Here is a 26296-nt window from a genome sequence, read left to right as displayed (position 1 = left end):
CAAAGATGTAACCATAATTCAACAGACTTCCTCTTTTTTAGTTGATATGATAAATGTAAAGACATTTTTAGACAAAGGGGATCGTGGCGTTGTCGAATATACGGCGTTTTTTAAGGATTGGCGGTCTTCTCTTCGTTCTTTGTGCTGTAATTCTAGCCATTCAAGCGAACTTCAAGTCACTATACATAGATAAAAAATCACCTCTTACCTTCCAAACAAATGAAAAGATAACAGAGACGGAATTAGATCAAACGAATGAACAGGACCGCTGGAATATCCAAACCATTGGTGCAACACTCGCTTGGGAAAAAGGGTTTACTGGAGAAGGCGTGAATATTGCCGTTGTCGACACTGGAATTGCTCCCCATCCAGATTTAAACATTACTGGTGGTGTTTCAACTGTTGATTATACAGAGGATTGGGGAGATGACAATGGACACGGGACACATGTTGCAGGAATTATTGGAGCAAAACGAGATGATACAGGTGTGGTTGGTGTAGCACCTGATGCTAATCTGTATGCAGTAAAGGCAGTAAATGAGGAAGGAAAAGGGCAAATTGACGATGTAGTGGAAGCGATAGAGTGGTGCATGGACAATGACATGGACATTATGAATCTTTCGATTGGTGGAGATTCAGAAATTCCTCAGATAAAAGATGCGCTTGATCGTGCTTATAAAGCAGGAATTTTAATAGTTTCTGCAAGTGGAAATAACGGGGAAGATGGCATCGTTTCTTTTCCTGCACGATTAGAGAGTGTGATTGCCGTTTCTGCAGTTGATGGAAGATTAAATCCTACACCATTTTCTACAAGAGGCCCTGAAGTAGAATTTACGGCGCCGGGGATGTCAATCGTAAGTACATACTTAAACCAATCCTACGGTGTTGCAGATGGGACATCTCAAGCAGCACCACATGTTACAGGCATGCTTGCAATTTTAAAAGAAAAGTACCCCCATAAAACCAATGAAGAATTACGAAATGCTTTAACAGACTATGTGATGGAGATGGGGGAATCTGGCAGGGATAACATTTACGGACATGGCTTCATTTATTATCAAGAACCTGATCGCACCCCACCTGATAACATAACTAACCTAAATGTAGGTGAGCAAACCTCGAATTCTATCGTATTAGAATGGCAAAATCCACAGGAAACAGATTTGGCAAAGACAAAAATACAGGTTAATGGAAAGATTGTTGATTCTCTTCCTAAAGATATATCATCTTATTTACTAGAAGATCTCCGTCCTGATACAGAATATACCATCAGTCTATCTACAGAGGATGAGGCAGGGAATACATCCAGTGGAAAAACTATCATTATTAGAACAGATAAGGCAGTGAGTGATTTTATTAACCATGATGGCGTTGCTGCAACAAGTGGAGTAGACAACAAAGCTTCAGCAGAAACATTTAAGAAGATAAAGAAAGTGGAAGGAATAAGTGACGAAGTTATTATGAATACAGAAACAGAATTGGAAACAAATCAGCAGGTGGAGAAGCAGCTAGAAGAAGATGAGAAGGAGACAAGATTGTTTTCTTCTATTTATCAAAATATTAAGCTATCGTATCATTCCGTTTTGAATTGGCTGCTTGACTGACAGAAGGAAAATAATAGCTTAGTAGAATGAGACATGAAAATAGTAATGAGAAAAGAGTTGCAAAACACAATTGTGTACTGCAACTCTTTTCCTATTCCCACTATTCAAGCTTAATGTAAACCTAAAACTATTTCTTATATTTGGTTTTCAGCAACATTGACATAATCAATCTCAAAACCTAAATCTTCTATCATCTGGTGGTCAATGGTGCTTTCCTGACCTTCCGTCGTTAAATAATCACCAACAAAGATAGAATTAGCAGGATATAACCCAAGTGGTTGAAGACTTCGGAGGTTTACCTCTCTACCGCCGGAAATGCGAATTTCTTTTGTTGGGTTGATAAAACGAAAGAGGGCCAATACCTTCAAACAGTAGCGTGGATCCAGTTCATCGGTTCCTTCCAATGGTGTGCCATCAATTGCATGCAAGAAGTTTACTGGAATCGAGTCAGCATCAAGGATTTTTAAACTTCGTGCCATGTCAATCACATCTTCTTTCGATTCTTTCATTCCTACAATAACGCCTGAACATGGAGAGATACCGGATACTTTCACCGTATTTACCGTCGACACGCGGTCCTCATACGTATGTGAAGTCGTTATATTAGGGTGGTGTGCTTTGGATGTATTTAAATTATGATTATATCGATCGACACCAGCATCTTTCAGTTTCGCTGCCTGTTCGGGTTTTAAAATTCCCATACAAGCGCATACTTTCATGTCATATTTCTCTTTAATATCCCTTACCGCAGAAGTTACCGTATCTACTTCCCGATTACTTGGTCCTCTTCCACTCGCCACAATGCAGTATGTACCGACATTTAATTTGTTAGCCTGCTCAGCACCTTCCAATATCTTCTCCTTATTAATAAAGGTATATTTTTGGACAGGTGCAGCGGAAACGGAGGACTGTGCACAGTAACCACAGTTTTCTGGGCAAAGACCAGACTTCGCATTGATAATCATATTCAGCTTTACTTTATTTCCATAATAATGACTCCTGATTTTGTAAGACGCTTGAAGTAATAGAAGTAATTCATCATCCGGACAGTCTAAGATGGAAAGACCTTCTTCATCCGTTATCTCGCTTCCTGAGATAACGGTATCTGCTAAATCAAACCAATGGAACGACATCTTATTTCCTCCTCTTAAGCAATCGATTTGTTCTCTGACTTATTGGTTTTATAGACCAGTCCTTGTATGCGATATGCTAGACCACCAGCTAATACGGAAAAGATAATATCTTTTGGTAATGGTGCTACCATCCACAGCCATGCCATTCCATAACTGAATCCTTCTGGTGCCCCAAACCATAACACATAAGCAAAGTACATCCAGGTCGTTCCGAAAATATAGTTGATTGCCATACCAACTAGGGAAGCGATGAGAAACATCGTTCTTGTTGATTTAATTTCTACCATCTTCCCAACTGCATAGGCTACAAGAATATTCGATAGGATAAAACCGAATGTTGGCATTAAAATGGATTGGGGTCCACCTGAAAACTGGGCAAAAACTGGTACACCAGCAAGTCCAATTAATGCATATATCGTCATAGAAATGGCACCTAATCTACTTCCTAAAATCAGACCTGATAAAATACTAAAAAAGGTTGTTAGTGTAATCGGCACGCCACCGATCATAATAAAAGCAGTGATATTTGCCCCAATTGCCATTAATGCAGCAAACATAGCGGCCATTGTAATATCTATGGGCTTTAATTTCATCCTTATTACCTCTCTCTTTATTTTCTAAAAATAGCATATTTTAAGTTTGGTTAATTGTCAACCCTAAATTTTATAAGTGAACAATATAGGAGGGCATGTTGTAGTCTTTCTGTTCTATAAAAATTTACAGCGCTTGGGATGTCAATTGTAAGTACCTACTTAAATTGTTCCTACGGTATTGCAGATGGGAAATCTCAAGCAGCTGTTACAGGCATGCTAGCGATATTAAAACAAAAGTACCCCGACCAAACGAATAAGGAGTTACGAGATACTTTAACCAGTTATGTGATGGATTTAGGGGAATCTGGGAAGGATACAACGTATGGATATGGTATGATTTACTGAACAAACTGCTGCTGAGGGCATAGCTCATCTAACGATAGTGGAGCAAACCTCAGTTTCTATTCTAATAGAATGGGATAAACCAAATGATAAAGATTTTGCAAAGACAAAAATCCTTTTAAATGGAAGGATTTTAGATTCGCTTCCAAAAGGGGCTTGGTCTTATTTACTAGAAGACCTCAATCCTGATACGGAATAAATATCTCTTTATCTACTGAGGATGAAGCGGGAATTGTCTCTAATGAGAAAAATATCTTGAATAAGGATTCTGACGAGTGGTTCTGATCAAATGGAAATAAAACGGAGAGAAACTGAATAAGGAATCTCCTTACACTAACCTTTGTCTTTTGTACGAAGACTTCTTGATTTATATTTTGAGCAATTTTTCATATAAGTATGGATATCAACCATGGACATCATTTGTGGAGCGTTCACATACACATTTATTTCGTTATTATTCGAAGCTGTCATCATTAAGCCTTCACTTCTCTTGGTATTTTAAATATGGTAGGTTTATCTAATTCCTTTATCCTGAAAAAAAGTAACGTCACTAGGTTGATGCTTATACGAGTTCTATTCTATTCGCATAGTATACATTAAAACTATGTTAAGAAAAACTATCCGAAACCACGGTTTTTTACAACATTTAAATTATCATCTATTGTGTGTGGTTAGTTCCAACTTCAAATAATATAAATATTAACATTGACTTAATAGAAGAAACACCTACTCATCGCACAGTAGTTATAAAGGAGGAGTATCCAGTTGACCTCAGGGATCTATATTTCAAAACGAAGAAAGAAGGAGAAATATTCCTGCAGTGAATGTAATAAAGAACATAAATCGGAATGCAAAGGCTGTATTTGTAACGTAATTAAGGACTTTATTAATAAAGAGTTCTTTATTCGAACCAAATCCAGTGATGTAATTGTTGGTACCATTATTGAGTTCGATAAAAAAAACTGTTGCGTAAAAATTCTGAGCCCAGAAACGCTATCACCGAAGGAACCAGCAGAGATTACCATCATTAGTTGTAAGGATATTGAGAGTATTACTTTTGCATTTCAAAAAAAGATTAACCTCTGAAAATATGTACTAAATACCACCTATCCTATGGCTGATTCAACTTTGTTTCAGCCTTTATTTTTTATTATTCGCCAAACCTCAGTCGACCTTCTCATCCACATATACAGAAAACTGTTCAGAATGAATTAACTCTCTGCATTTTCTTAACAACCTATTGTTGGTAGAGTCAGAGGTATGGTGATTAGGAGTATTATACCTTATATAAACATAATTCATTTTAGATGTGGAATATAACGGTATTCCTTGGTCCTTACAAAGCTGCTGAAACTTTACATCCTCCCCTAAGTTAACATGGGGAAACTTGACTTTCTTCAATATTTCTTTTTTTAAGACAAATGTTGACCCCATTAAGAACTCCCCTTTACCCAAGTATCTGTTTTCCAATCTATTATTGTATATACCTAGAAGTTTTTCGTTATGAAAGTAAATATAAATGGAGCACTTTCCAATAACGGGTGAATTGGTTATTGTCAATTCCTTAAAAGCTTCGACTAAATAAAAAGGACCATAATAATCATCATCATCAAACTTTGCAATGTAGTCATATTTTGCTTTTTCTGCTGCAAAGTTTAGACATTCCCCTAATGTTTGGGTTTCATTTAATTTATAAACCTTCACATTTTCAAGTTCCGAATTTTTTTCTTCATAAATCCTACTATCTATTACATCCTTATTTATGATAATAATAAGTTCTTTATCCTGAAATCTCTGTGATACAAAATTATGCATAATATTATCTAAGAACCCTTTCCTATTCGTACATGTGATAACCGTAATCATCATTATCCTCCTAATCATTATGAAATAAATTAATTTAAAATCACCTGTTTAATTAAACAACCTATACAAATAAAGTTCCTTATCCATAATATAAACTATATTATTTTTGAATGGAGGCAATATAAATGGACACCGAAGAGACAAAGTATACTAGAGTTGGTGTAATTGGACTCGGTTTTGTCGGATTACCACTAGCATTATTGTTAAATAAAAAAGGCTTCCATGTCACAGGTATTGATGTAAGTGATGCAAAAATCAATTCTCTACTGAAAGCAACTAGTTATATAGATGAAATACCTAATGAGAGCATTAAGAATGCACTAGATTCTGGGAGATTTACCGTTACCAAAAATTATAATGTTGTTCAGTCATTGGGTGCAATTATTATCTGTGTCCCAACACCATTAACCAAATACAAAACACCAGATCTAAGTTATATACAAGATGTAGCTTATAACCTGTATCCTCATCTAACGAGGGGACAATTAGTGGTACTAGAAAGTTCTACATTTCCAGGCACCACAAAAGAAGTCCTAAAACCAATTCTTGAAAAGAGTAACCTCGGTGTCGGATCAGATATTTTCCTTTGTTACTCTCCCGAACGTATTGACCCAGGTAATAAAGATATGGAAGTTGAAGATGTACCAAAAGTTATAAGCGGTGTAACAAAATCCTGCAGCTTAAAAATTAAAGAACTGTATTCTCGAATTTTCAATCATACTGTAGTAGTATCATCTACTGAGGTTGCTGAGTTTTGTAAACTTTTAGAAAACAGTTTTCGATATATTAATATCTCATTTATAAATGAAATGGCCTTATTGAGTGATCGATTAAATATCGATTTATGGGAAGTAATTGATGCAGCAAGTACTAAACCATATGGGTTCATGCCATTTTATCCAGGACCTGGTGTCGGTGGACACTGTATTCCAGTTGACCCTCTTTATCTATCATGGAAGGCAAAGCAAGCAGGAATCCAAACAGAATTTATCCATTTAGCAGATGGTATAAACTCGCAATTAACAGAATACCTTACCTCTCAATTGAAAAAGAACTTATCAGTCCATAATCTGAATAATAAAAATATCCTTCTATATGGTCTTGCCTATAAAAAAGATATATCGGATTACCGTGAATCCCCTTCAATTTCTATAATGAAGGAGCTGCTTAAGATGGGAGCAAATGTAAGTTTCCATGATCCCTTTGTTTCCAAGCTTGATATAGATGGTCAGGAATTTCAAAGTGTTGAACTAACAAAAGATACATTACAGCAAAAGGATTGTATTGTAATACTAACTGATCATTCAGCTATACCTCTTGATTTAATTATAGAAAATTCCTCTCTCATTTATGACACTCGCAATATTACAAAAAACTATAAAGAAAAAAGCAATATTATCCGATTAGGAAGTGGTTCTTTATGAATATTCTAGTAACAGGGGCAGCAGGGTTTATTGGTTCACATCTTGTCGAGCAACTTCTTGCAATGGGACATTCAATCATATCATTAGATAATTTATCAACCGGTAAAAAAGCATATCTAGATTCTTCTCTTTCACATGAAAACCATACGTTTGTACATGGGTCCATTTTAGATCGCAGTTTACTAATAGACTTAATGGATTCATGTGATGCGGTTATTCATCTTGCAGCAGTTTTAGGTGTTAAAAATCTCGTGAATGACCCATTAAAGGTGATTGAGGGAAACATTGACGGTACAAGAAATATCCTTGAAATTGCTTATGCTAAAAGGATAAAAGTAGTATTTGCATCCACTTCTGAAATTTATGGGAAGAATGAGAAAATCCCATATACAGAGGAGTCGGATCGGGTATTAGGGCCAACTTCCAAAAACCGTTGGTGCTATGCCACAGCAAAGGCACTAGATGAGCACTTGTGTTTTGCCTATGCAGAGAAAGGCCTTCCTGTTACGATTGTTAGGTATTTTAATGCTTATGGTCCTCGAGCACAAACATCCGATTATGGAATGGTCATACCGAAGTTTATCAAGCTGGCACTTAAGGGTCAGCCAATTACTGTGTATGGAGACGGTACGCAGACGAGATCATTTACCTATATTGATGATACGATTCAAGGGACGATTCTATGTATAGATAATAAATGGGATGGAGAAGTATTCAATATAGGAAGACCAGAAGAAATCTCTATTAATGAGCTTGCAGAAAAAATCAAACAAATGTGTCAATCTAATTCAGATATTGTTCATATTCCTTATGAAGAGGTTTATGGAGATAAATATGAGGATACCAATCAGAGGGTTCCAGATATAACAAAATCTGAACAACTCCTCCAATTCCATCCATCGACTTCTATTAATGATGGCTTACAGCAGACGATTGAATGGTATAAAAACGCAATCGACGGTAGGGAACAGAAATGAAAATACTGATAACAGGTGCAGCAGGTTTTATTGGATCCCATATAGTTGATGAACTATTAACTGATAATAATTATAAGCTTGTTGTAGTAGATAATTTATCAACTGGAAATAATAATATCCCAACCAATACTACGTTCTATCATGCAGATATTACAAACCATCAAGAAGTGGAAAATATTTTCAAAAAGGAGCTGCCAGATTTTGTTATTCATCAGGCAGGACAGGTTGATGTAACAACATCTATTCTGAATCCTTTACATGATGCAAGCATTAACATCCTTGGAACCATATCTTTACTAACTAACAGCCAAAAATACTCAGTGAATAAATTTATTTACGCATCCTCCTGTGCGGTATATGGTGAAACGAAAAATACAAATATTTTAGAGGATACGAAAGCATCACCTCTTTCATTCTATGGTATATCCAAGTACACACCTGAACAATATATTGCTTTATACAACAAAATCTATGGCCTTCCTTACACGATTCTCCGTTATGCAAATGTATATGGACCTAGACAAACAATTAAAGCAGAAGGTGGCGTCGTAGCTATATTTATTGATCATTTATTAAATGGAAAAAGTCCGCAAATTTTTGGTGATGGTATGCAGACAAGAGATTTTGTATATGTAAAAGATGTGGCAAAGGCTAATCACCTCGCCTTATTTAAAGGAGGTAATCAGGTTATCAATATTGGGTCGAACAACCAAATAAGCATCAATACTCTCTACTCCATGATTTGTGATCTTACGTCCTCCTCTAATTCCCCAATATACAAACCGAAAAGAGACGGAGATATAAGATACAGCCAATTAGATAACACAAAAGCTAAACAAATGTTAGGCTGGAATCCAGAGTATACTCTCGAAGAAGGTTTAAAGGAAACGATAAAGTATTATAAAAGTCGATGAGACTGGACCTAACGAGCCTAACACCATGTTTTGTTGAATTGTTCTCATTACCTATGCTAAATTAGGTTTTCTGACGGTGTAGTTTTTAAACATAAGGATCTCTCCGATAGTTAAAGTGTAGTTACTTTAATTTTATCAGAAGGTATCCTTTTTGTTTGCTGATAATTAAGTTATAGAGATTAAAAAAAGCGAGGTATCTTCATCGGTTCATTATTAATGAAGATACCCCGCTTATTTTTATGATTCACTGGATTTTGTCTCAACCCTATTACCCCAATTTTTTTATCTTACTAACTATCTGTAGCTACAATGGATTCATAATCATCTGTAAAAGCAATTAATTTACTGCCATTAAAAAAATCATCTTCTCCCTTTTTCCATGTATGATATTTTGGATCTCTGCGTATAATAACGAAATTTTCTTTATTAGTTGAATAAATTTTAATATTATGATTCTTACAATCCTGTAAAAAATACCAATCAATCGCTCTGTTTAAATCTACAAATTGTATTGTTTTAAATAATTCTTTTTTATATACGAGAGATGCACCTGCAACCCAGCCGGTAAATCGATTCTCTCCATGCGGCTTAAATAAGAGAAGCGCCTTTTTATTTACAAGATATAAATAATAACAGGTTTTCCCTACAACAGATACATCTGGATGACTGTGAAACTCCTCTTTAATGTGAGCAAGATAATAAGGGCCATAATAATCATCATCATCAAACTTTGCAATATAGTCTCCTCGTGCTTTTTCGGTTGCGAAATTCAAACAAGCCCCCAGCGATACTTGCTCAGATAATTGGAAAATCCTTACATTTTGATAACCTATAGCTTTTATTCTCCAATGTTTAATATCCATTTCATCATTGTTTAGGACTATAATTAGTTCCTTTTTCCCTACTCTTTGCCTTTCATAGTTTTGAAAAACGTTTTCCAAAAATTCATCTCTCATTGTTACTGTAACGATTGAAATCATATTGAGCAACCCCCTTTTTACGATGAAATAAGTTTTTCAAATATAGTAACGAGATGATTGTAATCTCCTAATTGCTTTATTTCACTTATTTCTTTATGGGTTTTCTCACTAATTTCAATGCCTGTTGCATTTAAAATCCCTTTGTGTTTTAAATCTATCTTTAAAAATAGAGCAACAGTCTGTAATAATGAATAAAAATCTGCTTTAAATGTGGAAAACTGATTTGGATATACTTGTTCAAGTGATTTATACTCCTTAAGAATCGCATTCATGGTTAATAGATCTGTAATTCTTGCAATTTCTAACCCCATTATTAATACTTCAATTTCAGGATGGAGTTGGGTGAATAAATAGAAATTTTTGGTAGCTTCATGCCATTTATTATAAGAAATCGGATGCTCCTGATGATAGCTAGTTACTTTATCACTTGCACAGTATATTCCTCCTGCCTTATATAAACGGTATCCTAATTCCCAATCTTCATAACCATAACCCACAAATTTCTCATTAAACAGCCCAGCTTTATCTAAAAGGTCCTTCCTTAATGAAACATTGCCGGTCAAGAAAGCCATCCATGGAAATTGGAAGCCTTCTAAATCATTACCGAAATTTTCAACCACTTCAACAGCGAAAAACCTTTTTTCAATTACAAGATTATTGTATGATTGCTGTTGAATATCTTCTTTCGTTATTAGTTCGAATGGTGCATCATTTTTCCTGCGCGATTCATATATATTTAACCTCCTGGAAAAACGTTTCATTCTTGTCGTAAGCGTTTGAATATCCCTTATCTGTTTTCGATTAAATTCTGGAAATATAAAGGAGTACACCGCTTTGTAATGCATAGCCCCTGTAATTATAAGGTTATCTTTTTGTTGATGGTGTAGCCAATGGTTTTCTACCAGTCTAGGGTCTGCGAGCATTTCAGCATCCAAAAATATAATAAGCTCTCCTTGTGCTGCTAAGATACCGGCATTTCTTACCTTAGCTCTTCCTTGATTTTCTTCTTTTCTAATATATTTAAAATGAAAGGAGAAATTATTATTCTCAGGAATGGTAGAGGTATCATCTGTTGATGCATCATCAATAAAGATAACTTCCATTTCATCTAAGTTAAAAGTTTGGTTTTCGAGGGAATACAATGACATTAAATTAAGAGGGAATTTATTATAGGAAGGCATGATTAAGCTAACTTTAATTTGATTGTTTTTTTTCTTTTTCACTTTTTTAGGCAATTTTCTATACCTCCAAACTAATATTTTATGTTCCTTTTAGCATACGGGTTTGTAACAGAATTGTATCTTCTACTAATTATTAATGTATGTATCTATACTTTAGCTTGTAAGGGCATGTAACTTAGATAGCAATATGTTACAAGGTAATTTATTATCTAAAAACTACTTACATCCTTTTTTTATTATAGATTTTTTCATCAATCTCCCCTTTTCGCATGCTCTAGCCTATAACATTCCTTTTCTATTCCATACAATGAAGGGAACTTTCAATCTATCGAGGATCTTGCCCTCGTGACTGTTAGTACCACAAAGAGAGACCCGCAGGCCTTTGAACGAATCGAGCTTTTATTTGCTGCTTCCCCCACTTACTATTCTTAAATTCTCCTCGAATTCCTGAAGTGGAGGGTGTTAAGACAGTTAACCTCCTATAAAAAGAATGCAAGATATAGTTCAGGCGTAAGAAAGGAGTTTGTGGATGATTTCAGTGATAACCTGTACCATTAGAGACCACTTCATTGAAGAAGTATTTCATAATTTTGGAAGTCAGAAGATTGAGGAAGAGAAGGAATTAATCATTATTTTAAATAAAGACGATATGGATTTAGCCATGTGGAAAGAACGAGCATCCAACTATCATAATGTTTCTGTTTTTCAGCTTCCAGAGGAAACTTCTCCCGGATTATGTCAAAATTTTGCCGTTCATAAAGCAAAATATAACATCATTGCCAAATTTGATGATGATGATTTTTACTCCCCATACTATCTCAAAGAACAACTTAATGCTTTCCATAACACAGACGCTGATATTGTAGGTAAAAGGGACTGTTTTTATTATTTGGAAGGCGAAAATAAATTAGTGGAAACGACCTTCGGCCAGGAAAATCAGTTTGTTGAGAGAGTAACTGATTCCAGCCTTATGTTTCGCAAAGAGATTTTTCAAACGCTACAATTCCCAGATTTAAATAAAAGTTATGATAACAAATTTCAACAGCTCTGCTTAAAAAATGGTTTCAAAATTTATTCCACCGATAAATATAATTACACCGTTGTTAGAAGACAGGATAAAGAAACGCACACTTGGGGCATATCCGATAAGACATTAAAACGAATATTTTCTGTAGTTGCAAAAACAAGAGACTATAAATCCTATGTAACAAAACCTATAGATTAAATAAATGATAACCAATCAAGCAATCGAAAAAAGGAGGAAGAACGCCGATTATGGTAACTGTAGTTACTTGTACGATAAGAGACCATCTGATTGACAATGTTTTTGATAATTACGAGAATCAACGTTTTGTTGAGAAGGAATTAATAATTATCTTAAACAACGACAAAATGGATATTAATAAATGGAGAGTAAGAGCGAAGAATTCGAATAATGTATCAGTATTCCAATTACCTGAAGAAACCACAGTTGGTGAGTGTCAAAATTTTGGTACAAATTTAGCTAAATATAACATCATAGCTAAATTTGACGATGATGATTATTATTCACCTTATTACTTGGAGGAACAATTAAAAGCATTGGAAAATACAAATGCAGCAATTGTAGGTAAAAGGGATTGCTACTATTATTTAGAAGGGAGCAATACCTTACTTTCAACAAAGTTTAACCTAGAAAACCAATTTGTTGATCGTGTAATGGATTCTAGTCTCATGTTTCGAAAAGACATTATTAGCTCCATTCCATTTCCTAAAGACAACATCTACTATGATAATCGATTCCAAAAGTTATGTAGAACAAATGGTTTAAAAATATTTTCAACTCGTAAGGAAAATTATGTTGTTGTTAGAAGACAGGATAAAAAAACCCATAGCTGGGGAATAAAAGATAGTATATTAAAAGATATGTGTAACAACTTAGGGAAAATGGATAACTACAAGGACTATGTAACCAAACCCGTTTAATTCGAAGTTTTATGTATTATTCCTCTAATCTTTAATGTTTATTAGATAATAAAAGGCTGTTTTCTCAAAGATTGGGACTGTGCCTCCGATTACTCGACACAAAAGCAAAAAGTAGATCAGAGTAGTCTTTTTGCGGTTACTTGCTCTATCGAACAAGATTTGTTGTTTTGACAAATAATATATCAACCTAGACTATGAAAAGCAACAATACTTAAGAAAAGAGCCTAATAGAATATCTACTTTATTAATTATAAAAGTAAAGGAAAGATAAAAAATGGTTTCAGTTATTACTTGCACAATAAGGGATTATTATATGGAGAATGTGTTTGAAAACTACGACAATCAATTATGGGATGAAAAAGAACTAATCATTATATTAAACAAGGACGACATGGATATTAAAAAGTGGAAAAACCGGGCAAAGCATTCCCAAAATGTATCTGTTTTTCAGTTGCCAGAACAAGCCACACCAGGGGAATGTCAAAATTTTGCCGTCTATAAAGCGAAATATCACATCATTGCCAAATTTGATGATGATGATTATTACTCTCCTTATTATCTAAAAGGGCAAATACAGGCAATGAATCAAACAGGTGCACATATCGTAGGTAAAAGAGATTGTTTTTATTATATGGAGGGTAAAAGAAAACTAATGATAACATCCTTTAAAAAGAATAGTCAAAATACAAATGTAGATAAAGTTACAGACTCGAGCCTTATGTTTAGAAAAGAAGTTTTTAATACAGTTCAATTTTCAAGCGATGAAGTCAACTATGATTCGGTGTTCCAACGAGAATGTGTAAAAAAAGGGTTTAAAATATACTCTACTGATAGATATAATTATACTGTAATAAGAAGAGCAGATGTAAATTCACATACATGGCAAATCTCCGACAGAGAAATAAAAAGATTTACCGAAGAGGTTGGCAAAATAGAAGATTACAAGTCATTCGTAACAAAACCATTATAAAAAAGGAGACAGTCCTTAAGAACTACTCTTTCGGACTGCCTCCTTTTTACTCTTTATAATGTTTCGTTTCACTTTTCAACGTATTTCTAAAAATACTTTCTTTTTCCTTAATCAGTTCTTCAAAATTCTTCTGACTTTCATACCCTTCCTCTGTCCATGAATACGGATGGATTAGAAGCTGTACTTTTGCATATTGTTTAAGAAGATCCTCTGATGGATAGCCATAATTCCAACGATGCTTGGAATCAGCGATATATTTTATGCGCACATGTTCTAAATCCTGATCGTTTTCCTTAAAATCAAAGTATTTTTTATCATACGTATTAATATAGTTTTCCAGTGATAATTCCTTACGCAATACTTCCTTGGGTGGTCGGTGATAAGAGAATCGATCGATTGGAATATGAAGAAAATTCCCCATTGACTTTATATCAGATTCTACATAATTTTTTAATCCGCTTATATCATTTAACATTCCTAAATGTACATGAAGTCCTATCTTATGTCCTAACTGATATATTTCTTTAATCATTTTTATATTTTGTATGGAAAATGTATTATAAGCATTGTTTCTAATTTGAAACATATAGCTTGTAAATATACCTTTCCTTGCTTCCAGTTCTGCCATTTTGTATGCTCTTTCTACCGAAAACTCAACATCATGACGAATGACAGCAAAACGATCTGTATCTTCACCGACTTCATTATAGTCCATTATAGGATAGTGATCTTGCAGAAGATCAAGAATATGAATGTATTCTTTATATGAAAATGAATTCATGTTGATTCCCTCTCTATGCTGTTTTTCAATAAATGTGCTATAACAATAAGAGGCTTTCCTTGCTTCAGTGGAATAAATCTCCCTTTTTTATTTCCCTCTCAAAGGTATATTTTTTAATTAAAATGGAGCCATCAATTGTTTTAACTACTGCGTCTTTACCAAACATCTCTATTACTTCCCCTACCCAAAAATCAAATGTATCGATTAGCTGATCAAAAGGATATGCCTCCCAGATGAATAATTTTTTTTGATCAACACTTAATAGAAATGCTCCTGGAAATGGATGGGAAACTCCTCTAATTAGGTTATATATTTCATTGGTTGATGCAGTTATATCAATTTTTCCATCATCAGGTGTTCTTTTCGGGTACCATGTAGTATGATTCTTGCTTTGTGAAAATAATTTAACCTTACCGTTTTGGTAGCTCTCAATTAATTGCCTGAGCTGTTTTTTACCAACGAGAAGTACCTTATATTGCAGTGTTTGAATCGTGTCAAATTGATTTATTTCAAACATTTCAGTTGAAAAGATCTTTCCATCATCAGGCTTTGAACTATATTGAAAGCAATGATTGATAAATCGTGTATGCCCTTTAATTAACGACCAGTTAAGCGGAGAACGTCCCTTTCCAAACGGCAAATGTCCTGCACTTCCATGAAATCCAAATAATCCCGTTTTAAATTGAGCCAGAATCTCGGCAGGAATTATTCTCTGCCACCCAACTGATATCCCTAAATCAAAGGAATGGTTTGTAAAAAACTCCACATCTTTTTTATCTTTTAATGAATAAGAAGAAACAATATAGACAGGAACACCTAATTTTTTAGCACATGCTTGTAGGTCAGTATACCCGGAAATGGTTGACTTTTTGTCATCTGCAACTGTTACAATTAAGTCAATAGGATGTACCTGATTATGAATGAATTCAAGCATATATCTTGTCGTTTCTTTGTTTCCGAACATTACAATTGGATAGTGCATTTATCATTACTCCTATTCCTTTATTCTTCTAGCTATTCTTCACATCTTATGATGGAAATTTCCTTATAGTGCTTATGTGAAAGATTAATAAAAAATTATCAGTAATATCAAAATGAGGTATTCTTTTATCTATATAAATATACATTAGCCATTTTGATATTGAGGAATATGAAAAAAACAGGCGAAAATCAAACTACTTCCAACTCTTGAAAGCTGAAAAGACCATCAAAACGGGAAAAGGATGACAGATGGCAAACGAAAATACCAACTTATGAGAAAGCAGAAGCAGCCTTAACAAAAGAGTCGATTGCTAGATAGCACTAGCAGAAAGCATGGATAGAAAGCGGATTGCCTTTTCGTACTGGCATCCCCAACCCCCTAGTTTAGAAGTGTCTCCCATGTTGAATTAAGTATTTGGTACATTAGAAAATAATTTTCTTCAAGCACCTTAGTAAGGTAAAAGCTAAAGGAAACGGAAGCGGAAAAGATGATTTACTTTAAGAAGAAAGAGCATGAATCGAGCGTATTTATCCATCCGATTGGATCCGTTCATTTTTCGAAAAGAAGAAGTGGCTACTACTTCACAACAATAGGCAAGAAATTACATAGAATGAAGACTCGCTTTCTTACATATCCTAACGAAAAAGGGGAAATGGTCGATGGAGCTTGTACAACGGTATGTATCGAGGGAGTTAACTCATTTTGTTGGAAGGCATCTTCTTGAAAGTGAACGTTTCGATTTATTAATCGAAATTATAAAGTCAGGAAGGCTGCTTCATAAGCACCAAGAGGAACCAATACAAATTAATATAGATGCAGAGGGATTGGAGGAAATCGTAAATCCTGCCATTACTTGTTTTGCTGATATTCCTATTAATGATTTGTCCCTGCATATGGAAAAGTACAGTAATTTCGGTTTGGCTTTTAAAAAGGAGTTCCTTGTAAAAAACGGTGCTAATCCGGTTCTGTATATTGCAAGTAATGGGATGGTAGAATCCAGCTTTTATAAGCAGGATATCGTAAATCGAGAGCATTTTTTCAAAAAGTCAATGAAAGAATACTTTGAAACGATGGACGAGATTAGAGCATATTTGGTGAAAAAAGAGGGATCAAAAGCGATGCTTCATGCAATAGAAGACTTAGACAGCTTCTTCAAACGTCATTTTTTTGCTTATTTAAAACCATTTGATGCATCAAGAAAGGATGCAGATGAGGATAATTATTATATGGAACGAGAATGGAGAATAGTGGGTGAACTGAAATTTACGCTGGAGGACGTGACAAGAATCCTAGTTCCGGAGAAATACGGGAAAAAGATTAGGGAAGTGCTGCCAGCTTATTTTGGACAGATTTCTTTTACTGAATGAAAACGAAAGCCCCTCTGGTTAGACATAAAGGGCTCCGGCTGCACCTGCATATGCTCCCTTATCAAGGAATACAGGTTGATATGGCATGAGGCTCGTAAAGCTTGCTAGGACATCTTTTAATGCTTTATTCCCACTTAATGTACTCCCAATAAAAACGATATGCTCTACCTGTTTATTTGCAGCTGCTTGCTGAGCTAAAGAAATAACTACTTCTCCAATAAGTTGATTGAGTGCCGCGACATGATCCTCTACTCGTGCTTTCATATTTTCATGTGCTTTCCCAAAATTTGCCGCCGTTAGATGACCAGGAACAGGCGGCTCATTCGGTGCATAAATATCGGCCACTAATAGGTCGGATTGCTCGTGCTTTCCTTTCAAAGCCAATTCTGCTAAATGGTGAAAATCATTTCTCCCTGTAATAAGGGATCCAAGCCCCAATAACGTTCCTCCGCCAATACCAGTTCCTAGTAATCGGACTTCCTTTTCTTTAGTTACATAAAAGATCGAAGTACCAGTACCAATGCTCACTAGGATAAATTCATCCTTCACTTTTTTCTTTTCCATTTCTAATAGAAGTTTAGTCCCGGCAATAGCAGCTGGAAACTCATCTACTACAAAACATTTTTGTGTGAAATGAGATTGTACAAGCGCACTTTTCCCCCCTGTTAAGAATAGCTGTGCATTTGGACTTACTAATTGAATCCAATTAACAAGTTCTTTCAATTCATGAGGATTGTAGGTTTTTGTATGTAAATGGCCCCGTTCTTCATAGGCCAATTTAATTAAGGAACCTCCAGCATCCATTCCTATTCTATCTATCATTCTAATCGTCCTCTCTATTATTATAAATCTCCCTAACGACTATTTCGACATTCCCTAGTTAACTTCCTTCAAGTTGCCATCTGACTCTATCCTAGCTTAAAATAGAGATAATGGTGAAACTTTTTATCGCTTTTTATCGTATAAGAGTAAATGGAAAAAGAGAGACTTGATCCATATTATAAGGAAAATTAATAGGAGCTGATTACGAATGAAAGCATTTTTTCAATTCGTTCTAAGATCAACAGCGGCATTTATGTCTACTGTAACTACTTGGCTAGTTAGTTTTATTGCCTTCAGCCAAACATTCCTCTTAGCAAGTGTCTACGCATTGGCAGGAGGAGCGGTCGTATACTTTTCATTAAAACAAATAGGAGATATAAGAACCATACGAAACAGTGGCTTAAAACGCAGAGAATATAGATATATACAAGACAATCTCAAGGAAGCGAAGGACAAAATTAATCGCTTGCAGCGTGCACTCTTTAGTATCCGTAGTGTCGACCAGGCAAAATATAATCTGGAAATCATGCGGACAGTGAAGAAGATTTATAGTAATACCAAGCATGAACCGCATCGTTTTTATAAAGCGGAAGGCTTCTATTTTAAACATCTTGATTCACTTGTTGAGTTAGCGGAAAAATATGCATTTCTATCCAAGCAGCCTACACAGTCGAGGGAAATGGCTGACTCGCTTCGAGACACAAGAAGAACGATTTATTCACTTGGCGAAACGGTGAAGAAGGATTTACGAATCATGTTGAATGATGATATCGATACATTGCATTATGAGCTGGACTTTGCGCAGCAAACGATTAACGGGCAAAAGAAGAATGATAGGGGGCTACTAAAATGAATGAACAAAGACGAGAAGATGGAATAGATGAATTATTAGCAAATCCATTTGGAACACCTTTGGAAGACAGTGATAATACTGCAATACAGCAAAGCCCAGACAAGCCAAAGAAAACCTTAGAGGGATTGTCCCAGCAGGATCAGGAAAAAGCAAAACAGCTTGCAAAACAAATTGATCCGAGCGAGCCGCAATCCATTACCGCATATGGAACAGAAGCACAATCCAAACTCCTGGATTTTTCCCATACCATGTTGAAACAGGTGGATAATAAAGATGTCGGTGAAATCGGTGAAATTTTAACCGATCTAATGAAAAGGCTCGAACAAGTAAACCCTGAGGAGTTAGCAGAAAAACGCGGATTCCTTTCACGTATATTTGGAAAATTATCGAGCAGTGTCAATGAGGTGCTTTCCAAATACCAAAAAACAGGTGCTCAAATCGACCGAATCAGTGTGAAACTCGACCGCAGCAAAAATGCTTTAATGAAAGACAATCAAATGCTGCAGCAAATGTTTGAACATAACCGTGATTTCTTTGATGCTTTAAATATTTATATTGCAGCTGGAGAGGTTAAACTGGAGGAGCTCGATAAAGAAATTATCCCTGCCCTCAAGGAAAAAGCGGCGAAAAGCCAAAATCAAATGGACGTACAAGATGTGAATGATATGATGCAATTCGCTGAGCGTCTGGATAAACGGATGCATGATTTGAAATTAAGCCGCCAAATTACGATGCAAAGTGCACCACAAATTCGCTTGATCCAGAACACCAATCAAGCACTTGTCGAAAAAATTCAAAGCTCTATTTTAACTGCGATACCATTATGGAAAAACCAAATTGCCATAGCGCTGACATTACTGCGCCAGCGTAATGCAGTGGAAGCACAAAAACAAGTCACGAAAACAACAAATGACCTGTTATTAAAAAATGCAGAAATGCTTAAAACCAATACAATCGAAACAGCAAGAGAAAATGAACGGGGTCTTGTCGATATTGACACATTGAAGAAAACACAGGAAGACTTAGTAACAACGATAGAAGAAACTTTACGAATTCAAACAGAAGGACGTACGAAACGTCAACAAGCTGAAAAAGAAATTCAAAGCATGGAAAATGAACTGAAGCAAAAGCTGCTGGAGTTGCGGTAAATATGAAAGCTGTCAGGGCCTGAGTGAGGCTCGGACAGCTTTTTCTATTTGCTGCAGAACTTTTAGATTTGGAAAAAAGCCGATATAATTCGAAAATCTCTGTTATATTTTTATAACTGCCAATATATTTAGTAATAGCGCCGATAAAAGTAACCAAACCGCCGATAAAATCTTAGACAACCGGTTTAGGCCATTACCTCAACAAATTAAGCTTAAATCTAGTTCATCATCCCTAAAAACAACTACTAAAAATCTACATTATATTCTATAATCAAAAATAGAGTAGAGAAGCAAAGGAGAAGCTGTCAGTGCCCATAAAACCCAACTTTCAAATTGGCAAAAAAAAGAAATTTTTTACACCAACGAAAAAATTTACTGATCGCGAGGAGCCTCGCAAAGTTTTTAGGGATACCCTAAATCGTATGAAACAGAGCTCTAATGATACATACGAAGTCATTATGTACTATGGTGTTGGTGGCATTGGTAAAACCAGTTTGCAGAACCAACTCAAGCAAGAGCTATTAGAGTTCGAACCCAATGCACTTTATACAAAAGCAGACTTTAAAGATATCACCCTACATACACCAGCGAGAGCGCTGCTTGAATTGGTAAGAGAAATCCAATTTAGGCAACGTGTTTCTTTTCCACATTTTGAAATTGCTTATTCGATCTATTTTTATAAAAGAAATCCGGATATTTCATACAACGAAAAGAAACTTCCCTTCGAAAAGGAATTAGGAATTATGGCTAGTATTGTATCCACCATGGATGGAATGGGGATTGCCGGGACAGTTACCGGTATCGTCGGCAAACTCTATGACTCTAAGAAGAACTGGAACCTGAATAAAGAAGTGAAAGCTCATTTGAAAGAATTAGAAAATGATTCAGTACAGGAAATAGAGGAGAAGCTTATCGCCTTTTTTGCCTATGATCTGCAACAGGCCATTGCTAAGCATAGAATTCCAAACGCTGTTATCTTTCTGGATACGTTTGAAGCACTATGGTCAGGTCTTAAAAATAAGGCAACCATACATACTAAGGATAAATGGATTCGTGATTTAGTCGCATCGCTCCCGAATGTGTTATTTGTAATTTGTGGGCGAGAGTATTTACGCTGGGAGCAGTATGATGCCGAATGGAAGGAGATAGTTCATCACCAGCGAATTGCTAATTTTGAAAATGTACATGCAGATGAATTTCTTATGAAGTGCGGCGTGGAGGAAACAGATATCCGGGAGAAAATCATTAATTCCAGTCATGGCTATCCATACCATCTCGATTTATCGGTAAATACATATTTTGAAATGAAAAATCGCGGAGAACATTTACAAGCTAGCCGTTTCGGTTCTAACCATCGAGAAATCCTTGATCGCTTCTTGGAATATCTAACAGATGACGAAATTGAGACTTTAAAAATTATGTCGATTCCGCGTTTTTATGACCAAGAAATCTTTGCTTATCTATTAACCAAGCATCCAACTGGCTATGCAATTACGAAATATGAGGATTTTAATTCGTTCTCCTTTATTACATCCGATGAAGAAAAACGATTTATTCATTCAATGATGCGTCAGGGGATACTTGATTATACGAGTAAGGAATTGGTCAAAAGTGTCCATCAAACGATGGCTGTGTATTATGAGGAAAAAAGCAGCTTATATGCAAAAGTCCATCAGGAAAAGGAAATGGAAGCATTAACGGAAAGGATGTACCATCAAAAGGAATCGCACGAACAGCTGACATATATACAATGGTTATCAGGTGAATTTTACCAAACATTAAAAAGGCTGCAGCAGCGAGGAGAATCACGTTTTCTTAGGGATGCTTTATCCATTCTATATGAGGAGCTCGGAGCGAAGAAATTAGGTATATCCTTAGTAGAGATTTTAGTGGATATGGTTCACTTAAATGGAGAGTATGATCGGGCAATTTCCATGATTGATGCTCTATTTGAAGGGCAGTCCAAGGAGGAGATTTTAGCATCTCAACAAGCAACACATCTATTCATTCGCAAAGTTCACCATCAAATGTTCTTTATGCCTGTTTCTCCACTCATACAAGACCTGTTAGAAATAGAGCCAATTCTTGCCGGAAAAAAATGGCAGAAAGAATATAATGAACTCTTATTTATGCTTGGTGGGAACCTGGGCGTCCTTTGGGGTGATCCTCAGTTCAGTAGAAAATGGCTTGTCAAGGCAATTCGTTATGCAGAAGAACATCAACAGCACAGCTACCAATGCCGCGCTATTCGAAAATATGTGGATATATTAAAGCTCAATGGTCACTTGAAGTGGGCAGAGGACTTTTGCAAGAAAGGGATTCATATAGCAAAGGAAAATGGTTATGAACGATATGAAGCGATTTTGGTTTGTACTTTAGCAGATATTTATCGAATGAACAGGCAGCATGAGTTAGCAGAAAGTTATTTGGAGAAAGCTCATCAAATGATCCAAAAGGTAGGCATTAAAAGCTGGATTGGCCATATTCATGCAACTTATGCAGAGTTATTTTTCCAACAATGCCAATACGAGGAAGCAATGAATCAATGGCAGGAAGCCATTGCTATCTACGATGACATAGGTCAGAAATGGGGACAAATAATTGCTGCGGTGGGCATGGAAAGATGCCAATTAAAAGGAGCTATTATAGAAAATCCTAGGCCACTACAAGCATGGAAAAAGGTAGCCGAGGATTGTAATTATCAACGTGAAGTGAAATTAATCAATAAAACAATACAAGGTGAGACAGATATTTTCGCTATGCCGTATTTGTAAGGAGTGAGGAGATACAATATGAAAATTGATATTTTAGGTTATTGGGGCGGGTTTCCGATTGAGGGAGGAGCAACTGCGGGTTATCTCATTACAACAAGAGAAGGACGCTTTTTGATAGATTGCGGAAGTGGTGTGATGAGTAAGCTATCTTTAAAAGCAAGAGCAGAAGAGCTTGATGCTGTTATTCTCTCCCACCTTCATTATGACCATATGGGAGATGTTGGTGTTTTGCAATATGCAATGAATGGAGCATTACGAACAGGACGTGCGAAGGAAAAGATCAAAATGTATTCTCCTGCTGAGCCAATCGTTATGTGGAAACAAATTCAGAGTGCACAATCTGAAAATGTAGAAATTGATGATTCTACTAGTTTAGAAATTGCTGGAGCAAAAATTGAATTTCAATCTGTCCAGCATACGATCCCTTGTTATGCAGTGAGAATCACTTATAAGGATAAGGTGTTTGTTTACTCTGCGGATTCAGAATATGTCGAGTCGCTTACTGATTTTGCAAAAAATGCGGATGTGTTTATTTGTGAAGCAACAATTTGTGAAGGGAGTACGCATACTGTCGGGGCTGGGCATATGGATGCAAGAGATGCAGCCAAAATTGCAAGGGAAGCCAATGTTGGGAAGCTCATTTTAACCCATCTTCCTTCTGACGGGAATTTTGAGTTAATGAAGCAGCAGGCAACAGAAGTATTTGGTGAGGAAGTATTCTTAGCGATGGAAACAGAGCACCTTATTCTAGAATAGAACTAAACAAAAACTTTACCAAGGTTATCATTCTACTTTTCCAATATTTGTAGTACGATAGATTTATAGGATATTCAATCAAAGAACGACATAAATAATTAATGAGGGATATTCGGGAGGGAACATAATGAAAACAATCAAAAAAGCGATCATTCCAGCTGCAGGACTAGGCACACGTTTTTTACCAGTAACGAAGGCAATGCCAAAAGAAATGCTGCCGATTGTCGATAAGCCAACGATTCAGTATATTGTAGAAGAAGCGGTTGAGTCTGGCATTGAGGATATTATTATCGTGACTGGAAAAGGAAAGCGTGCGATTGAAGATCATTTTGACATTAACTTCGAGCTCGAGCAAAATTTAATGGATAAAGGAAAGTTCGAATTGCTTGAAAAGGTGAAGCAGCCTTCTGAAGTGGATATTCATTACATACGTCAGAAAGAGCCTAAGGGATTAGGCCATGCCGTCTGGTGTGCTCGTAAATTTATTGGAAATGAACCATTTGCTGTGCTATTAGGTGATGATATTGTCCAAGCGGATAAACCAGTATTAAAACAGTTAATTGAACAATACGAAGAAACGGCTAGCTCGGTAGTTGGAGTACAACAAGTTCCAGAAGAAGAAACTTCCCGTTATGGGATAGTCGACCCGAATACCATTGAAGGTAGACGCTATCAAGTCAATCACTTTGTAGAAAAACCAGCACCAGGAACAGCCCCATCTAATTTGGCGATTATGGGCCGTTATGTGTTTACTCCGGAAATCTTTACTTTTTTAGATAAACAGGAAATTGGTGCCGGAGGAGAAATTCAATTAACGGATGCCATCCAGGCGTTGAATAAGATAGAGCATGTGTATGCTTACGATTTTGAAGGAAAGCGTTACGATGTCGGAGAGAAGCTAGGTTTTCTTCGGACAAACTTAGAATTTGCATTGCAAAGCGAGGAATTTGGCAAAGATGTTAGAAATATGATGGAGGAACTACTTGAAAGTATTCGAGTAAATTGAGGAGATGGAAGCGAACGGGAAATCCCGCGCTTCCTATTTTCATTTTATAGTATGATAACGTATTCGACCGTCCGATATTATAGGAAAATAAAGTTTAATAAATGGTCACACAAGGAATATTTTTTTATATAGGGAAAGTTATTTGAGCATGCTTCGGTGAGGAGCGACCTTGGCAGGGCGAGGATTGAGTTTTGACTAGTGGGTCAACTTTGTAAAGGTTCGGGGTGAGTTTTGCCATGAAAGGAGCAACTTTTGAGAGGACTGGGTTGAGTTTAAGTAATGTCTTCTCAATTGCAAATAGGGGTTCTGGTATCTTGTTCTTAAAGGTAGTATTTATAGCTATTCTTGACTTGTTGGACGTCTAACTTTATAATATGTATGGTAGAATTTGAAAGAGTTTTCAAAGGTTGGACATCCGATTATTAACTGATCGTAATTGTTTGAGTCGAAATGTTTCATGCTATGAATATAAATTATTATAAATTAAAAGGGATGATTACCAATGAGAATGATTGATATTATTGAGAGAAAACGTGATGGTTTTGAATTAACAAAAGAAGAAATTGATTTCGCCATAAGTGGCTATACTAATGGAGATATTCCAGATTATCAAATGTCTGCATTTGCTATGGCGATTTATTTTAAGGATATGACAAAGGATGAAAGAATTCATTTAACAAAAGCAATGGTAGAATCAGGTGATCAGGTGGACCTTTCAGCGATTGCTGGAATCAAGGTCGATAAGCATAGTACAGGTGGGGTGGGAGATACGACCACATTAATTCTTGCTCCGCTTGTTGCCTCTGTTGGTGTACCGATAGCGAAAATGTCTGGTCGTGGACTGGGCCATACAGGCGGAACCGTTGATAAGCTTGAATCAATTAAGGGCTTCCAAGTGGAGCTGGACGGAACTACATTCACTGAATTAGTTAATAAAAATAAAATTGCAGTTGTAGGTCAAAGTGGAAACTTAACTCCTGCAGATAAGAAGCTTTACGGTTTACGAGATGTTACGGCAACGGTTGATTCTATTCCACTTATTGCAAGCTCGATTATGAGTAAGAAAATTGCATCTGGTGCTGATGCGATTGTATTGGATGTGAAGACTGGTTCCGGGGCATTTATGAAAGATTTAGATGGAGCTAAGGAATTGGCGCATGCGATGGTGCAAATTGGTAACGGTGCAGGTCGTGAAACGATTGCTGTAATTTCCGATATGAATCAACCATTAGGGTTTGCAGTGGGAAATGCACTGGAAGTAAAAGAAGCGATTGATACATTAAAGGGAAATGGACCAGAGGATTTAGCGGAACTTTGCCTAACACTCGGAAGCCGTATGGTTTACCTCGGTAAAAAGGCAGATTCGATAGAAGAAGCAAGAGCGATGCTTGAAGAAGCAATTCAATCTGGTAAGGCGCTAGAGACCTTTAAGACCTTTATTTCTGCACAAGGTGGAGATGCTTCCGTAATCGATGAACCGTCTAAGCTGCCAACTGCTTCTTTCACATTTGAAGTGGAAGCAAAAGAAGACGGCTATGTTTCTGAAATTACGGCAGATGAAATTGGAATTGCAGCAAGCATGCTTGGTGCAGGGCGATTAACAAAAGAATCTGAAATAGATTTAGCCGTTGGATTGGTTTTAAACAAGAAGATTGGTGATAAAGTAAAGAAAGGAGATTCTCTTGTGACGATTCATAGTAATCGTGAAGAGGTTTCCGAAGTAGTAGAGAAAATCCACCATGCTTACAATACTTCAGAAACAAAAGTGGAAGCTCATTCTCTTATTTACGATGTCATCTATGAATAAGGACCAGTCAAGGTCCTTATTCATCATGTACCAAAGCCTTATTAAAGGAGG

Annotated in this window: 24 protein-coding genes; 16 read left to right on the top strand and 8 right to left on the bottom strand. The window is 36.1% G+C overall.

Features of this window, described 5'->3' with window-relative positions; genetic code table 11:
- Positions 1 to 89 precede the first annotated feature (89 nt).
- Positions 90 to 1604 (top strand): S8 family serine peptidase, encoded by a 1515-nt coding sequence (locus D8M04_RS06945; protein ID WP_147436785.1) that lies wholly within the window; start codon positions 90 to 92, stop codon positions 1602 to 1604.
- A 134-nt stretch (positions 1605 to 1738) separates the two neighbouring features.
- Here the strand turns inward: D8M04_RS06945 and bioB are convergent, their stop codons facing one another.
- Both bioB and D8M04_RS06935 read right to left on the bottom strand, forming a co-directional pair.
- Positions 1739 to 2737 (bottom strand): biotin synthase BioB, encoded by a 999-nt coding sequence (gene bioB / locus D8M04_RS06940; RefSeq protein WP_121522178.1) that lies wholly within the window; start codon positions 2735 to 2737, stop codon positions 1739 to 1741.
- A 14-nt stretch (positions 2738 to 2751) separates the two neighbouring features.
- On the bottom strand, positions 2752 to 3330 hold the full coding sequence (locus D8M04_RS06935) for a biotin transporter BioY (RefSeq protein ID WP_187695417.1): 579 nt from the start codon (positions 3328 to 3330) through the stop codon (positions 2752 to 2754).
- A gap of 138 nt (positions 3331 to 3468) precedes the next feature.
- Here D8M04_RS06935 and D8M04_RS06930 point away from each other — a divergent pair, with 138 nt between their 5' ends.
- Together D8M04_RS06930 and D8M04_RS06925 are read left to right on the top strand one after the other, a co-directional pair.
- Positions 3469 to 3675, top strand: a complete 207-nt coding sequence (locus D8M04_RS06930; protein WP_121522176.1) for a S8 family serine peptidase — start codon at positions 3469 to 3471, stop codon at positions 3673 to 3675.
- 762 nt (positions 3676 to 4437) lie between these two features.
- Positions 4438 to 4758 (top strand): hypothetical protein, encoded by a 321-nt coding sequence (locus D8M04_RS06925; RefSeq protein WP_121522175.1) that lies wholly within the window; start codon positions 4438 to 4440, stop codon positions 4756 to 4758.
- Positions 4759 to 4836: 78 nt separating this feature from the next.
- Here D8M04_RS06925 and D8M04_RS06920 read toward each other — a convergent pair whose 3' ends face one another.
- On the bottom strand, positions 4837 to 5538 hold the full coding sequence (locus D8M04_RS06920; protein WP_222928576.1) for a glycosyltransferase family 2 protein: 702 nt from the start codon (positions 5536 to 5538) through the stop codon (positions 4837 to 4839).
- Between the two features lie 125 nt (positions 5539 to 5663).
- On the opposite strand from D8M04_RS06920, the gene D8M04_RS06915 reads away from it, so the two are divergent.
- Genes D8M04_RS06915 through D8M04_RS06905 form a run of 3 tightly spaced genes read left to right on the top strand, consistent with a single transcriptional unit; the run spans position 5664 to position 8853 of the window.
- Positions 5664 to 6962: a nucleotide sugar dehydrogenase gene (locus D8M04_RS06915; protein WP_121522173.1), complete on the top strand. Its 1299-nt coding sequence runs from the start codon at positions 5664 to 5666 to the stop codon at positions 6960 to 6962.
- The gene (locus D8M04_RS06910) at positions 6959 to 7939 is read left to right on the top strand and encodes an NAD-dependent epimerase/dehydratase family protein (protein ID WP_121522172.1); all 981 of its coding nucleotides are present in this window, start codon (positions 6959 to 6961) and stop codon (positions 7937 to 7939) included. The genes D8M04_RS06915 and D8M04_RS06910 overlap by 4 nt, the downstream gene beginning before the upstream one ends.
- Entirely contained in the window at positions 7936 to 8853 is a 918-nt protein-coding gene (locus D8M04_RS06905) for an NAD-dependent epimerase/dehydratase family protein (protein WP_121522171.1), read from the top strand. Before D8M04_RS06910 ends, D8M04_RS06905 begins: the two co-directional genes overlap by 4 nt.
- Before the next feature lie 290 nt (positions 8854 to 9143).
- Here D8M04_RS06905 and D8M04_RS06900 read toward each other — a convergent pair whose 3' ends face one another.
- Both D8M04_RS06900 and D8M04_RS06895 read right to left on the bottom strand, forming a co-directional pair.
- Entirely contained in the window at positions 9144 to 9833 is a 690-nt protein-coding gene (locus D8M04_RS06900) for a glycosyltransferase family A protein (protein WP_121522170.1), read from the bottom strand.
- A 17-nt stretch (positions 9834 to 9850) separates the two neighbouring features.
- Positions 9851 to 11068 (bottom strand): glycosyltransferase family 2 protein, encoded by a 1218-nt coding sequence (locus D8M04_RS06895; protein WP_121522169.1) that lies wholly within the window; start codon positions 11066 to 11068, stop codon positions 9851 to 9853.
- Positions 11069 to 11543: 475 nt separating this feature from the next.
- On the opposite strand from D8M04_RS06895, the gene D8M04_RS06890 reads away from it, so the two are divergent.
- The 3 genes from D8M04_RS06890 to D8M04_RS06880 all read left to right on the top strand — a co-directional run bounded on the left by D8M04_RS06890 (position 11544) and on the right by D8M04_RS06880 (position 13949).
- Positions 11544 to 12239: a glycosyltransferase family 2 protein gene (locus tag D8M04_RS06890; RefSeq protein WP_121522168.1), complete on the top strand. Its 696-nt coding sequence runs from the start codon at positions 11544 to 11546 to the stop codon at positions 12237 to 12239.
- A gap of 50 nt (positions 12240 to 12289) precedes the next feature.
- Entirely contained in the window at positions 12290 to 12979 is a 690-nt protein-coding gene (locus D8M04_RS06885; RefSeq protein WP_121522167.1) for a glycosyltransferase, read from the top strand.
- 313 nt (positions 12980 to 13292) lie between these two features.
- Positions 13293 to 13949 carry a glycosyltransferase gene (locus D8M04_RS06880; RefSeq protein WP_158595092.1) on the top strand — a complete coding sequence of 219 codons (657 nt, stop codon included), beginning with the start codon at positions 13293 to 13295 and terminating at the stop codon, positions 13947 to 13949.
- A 46-nt stretch (positions 13950 to 13995) separates the two neighbouring features.
- Here the strand turns inward: D8M04_RS06880 and D8M04_RS06875 are convergent, their stop codons facing one another.
- Positions 13996 to 14730, bottom strand: coding sequence for a hypothetical protein (locus D8M04_RS06875; RefSeq protein ID WP_121522165.1), 735 nt, complete (start codon positions 14728 to 14730; stop codon positions 13996 to 13998).
- A gap of 64 nt (positions 14731 to 14794) precedes the next feature.
- Positions 14795 to 15712 carry a methionyl-tRNA formyltransferase gene (locus D8M04_RS06870; RefSeq protein ID WP_121522164.1) on the bottom strand — a complete coding sequence of 306 codons (918 nt, stop codon included), beginning with the start codon at positions 15710 to 15712 and terminating at the stop codon, positions 14795 to 14797.
- Between the two features lie 659 nt (positions 15713 to 16371).
- On the opposite strand from D8M04_RS06870, the gene D8M04_RS06865 reads away from it, so the two are divergent.
- Positions 16372 to 17079, top strand: a complete 708-nt coding sequence (locus tag D8M04_RS06865; RefSeq protein ID WP_121522163.1) for an abortive infection system antitoxin AbiGi family protein — start codon at positions 16372 to 16374, stop codon at positions 17077 to 17079.
- 18 nt (positions 17080 to 17097) lie between these two features.
- Here the strand turns inward: D8M04_RS06865 and coaW are convergent, their stop codons facing one another.
- Positions 17098 to 17901: a type II pantothenate kinase gene (gene coaW / locus D8M04_RS06860; RefSeq protein WP_121522162.1), complete on the bottom strand. Its 804-nt coding sequence runs from the start codon at positions 17899 to 17901 to the stop codon at positions 17098 to 17100.
- A gap of 208 nt (positions 17902 to 18109) precedes the next feature.
- Here coaW and D8M04_RS06855 point away from each other — a divergent pair, with 208 nt between their 5' ends.
- From D8M04_RS06855 to D8M04_RS06830, 6 genes are all read left to right on the top strand, one after another.
- Positions 18110 to 18754, top strand: coding sequence for a 5-bromo-4-chloroindolyl phosphate hydrolysis family protein (locus D8M04_RS06855; protein ID WP_121522161.1), 645 nt, complete (start codon positions 18110 to 18112; stop codon positions 18752 to 18754).
- Positions 18751 to 19902 (top strand): toxic anion resistance protein, encoded by a 1152-nt coding sequence (locus D8M04_RS06850; RefSeq protein ID WP_121522160.1) that lies wholly within the window; start codon positions 18751 to 18753, stop codon positions 19900 to 19902. The genes D8M04_RS06855 and D8M04_RS06850 overlap by 4 nt, the downstream gene beginning before the upstream one ends.
- Before the next feature lie 308 nt (positions 19903 to 20210).
- Positions 20211 to 22676 carry a tetratricopeptide repeat protein gene (locus D8M04_RS06845; protein WP_121522159.1) on the top strand — a complete coding sequence of 822 codons (2466 nt, stop codon included), beginning with the start codon at positions 20211 to 20213 and terminating at the stop codon, positions 22674 to 22676.
- 18 nt (positions 22677 to 22694) lie between these two features.
- Positions 22695 to 23432 (top strand): MBL fold metallo-hydrolase, encoded by a 738-nt coding sequence (locus D8M04_RS06840; RefSeq protein ID WP_121522158.1) that lies wholly within the window; start codon positions 22695 to 22697, stop codon positions 23430 to 23432.
- Between the two features lie 127 nt (positions 23433 to 23559).
- Positions 23560 to 24438 (top strand): UTP--glucose-1-phosphate uridylyltransferase GalU, encoded by an 879-nt coding sequence (galU, locus tag D8M04_RS06835; RefSeq protein ID WP_121522157.1) that lies wholly within the window; start codon positions 23560 to 23562, stop codon positions 24436 to 24438.
- A 502-nt stretch (positions 24439 to 24940) separates the two neighbouring features.
- Positions 24941 to 26245: a pyrimidine-nucleoside phosphorylase gene (locus D8M04_RS06830; protein ID WP_121522156.1), complete on the top strand. Its 1305-nt coding sequence runs from the start codon at positions 24941 to 24943 to the stop codon at positions 26243 to 26245.
- The last annotated feature ends 51 nt before the right edge of the window (positions 26246 to 26296 follow it).

The organism is Oceanobacillus piezotolerans, assembly GCF_003665065.1.
GTDB classification, from domain to species: domain Bacteria; phylum Bacillota; class Bacilli; order Bacillales; family Amphibacillaceae; genus Oceanobacillus; species Oceanobacillus piezotolerans.
Note: the sequence above shows the minus strand (reverse complement) of the source record. Positions and strands in the feature narration are given on the sequence as shown.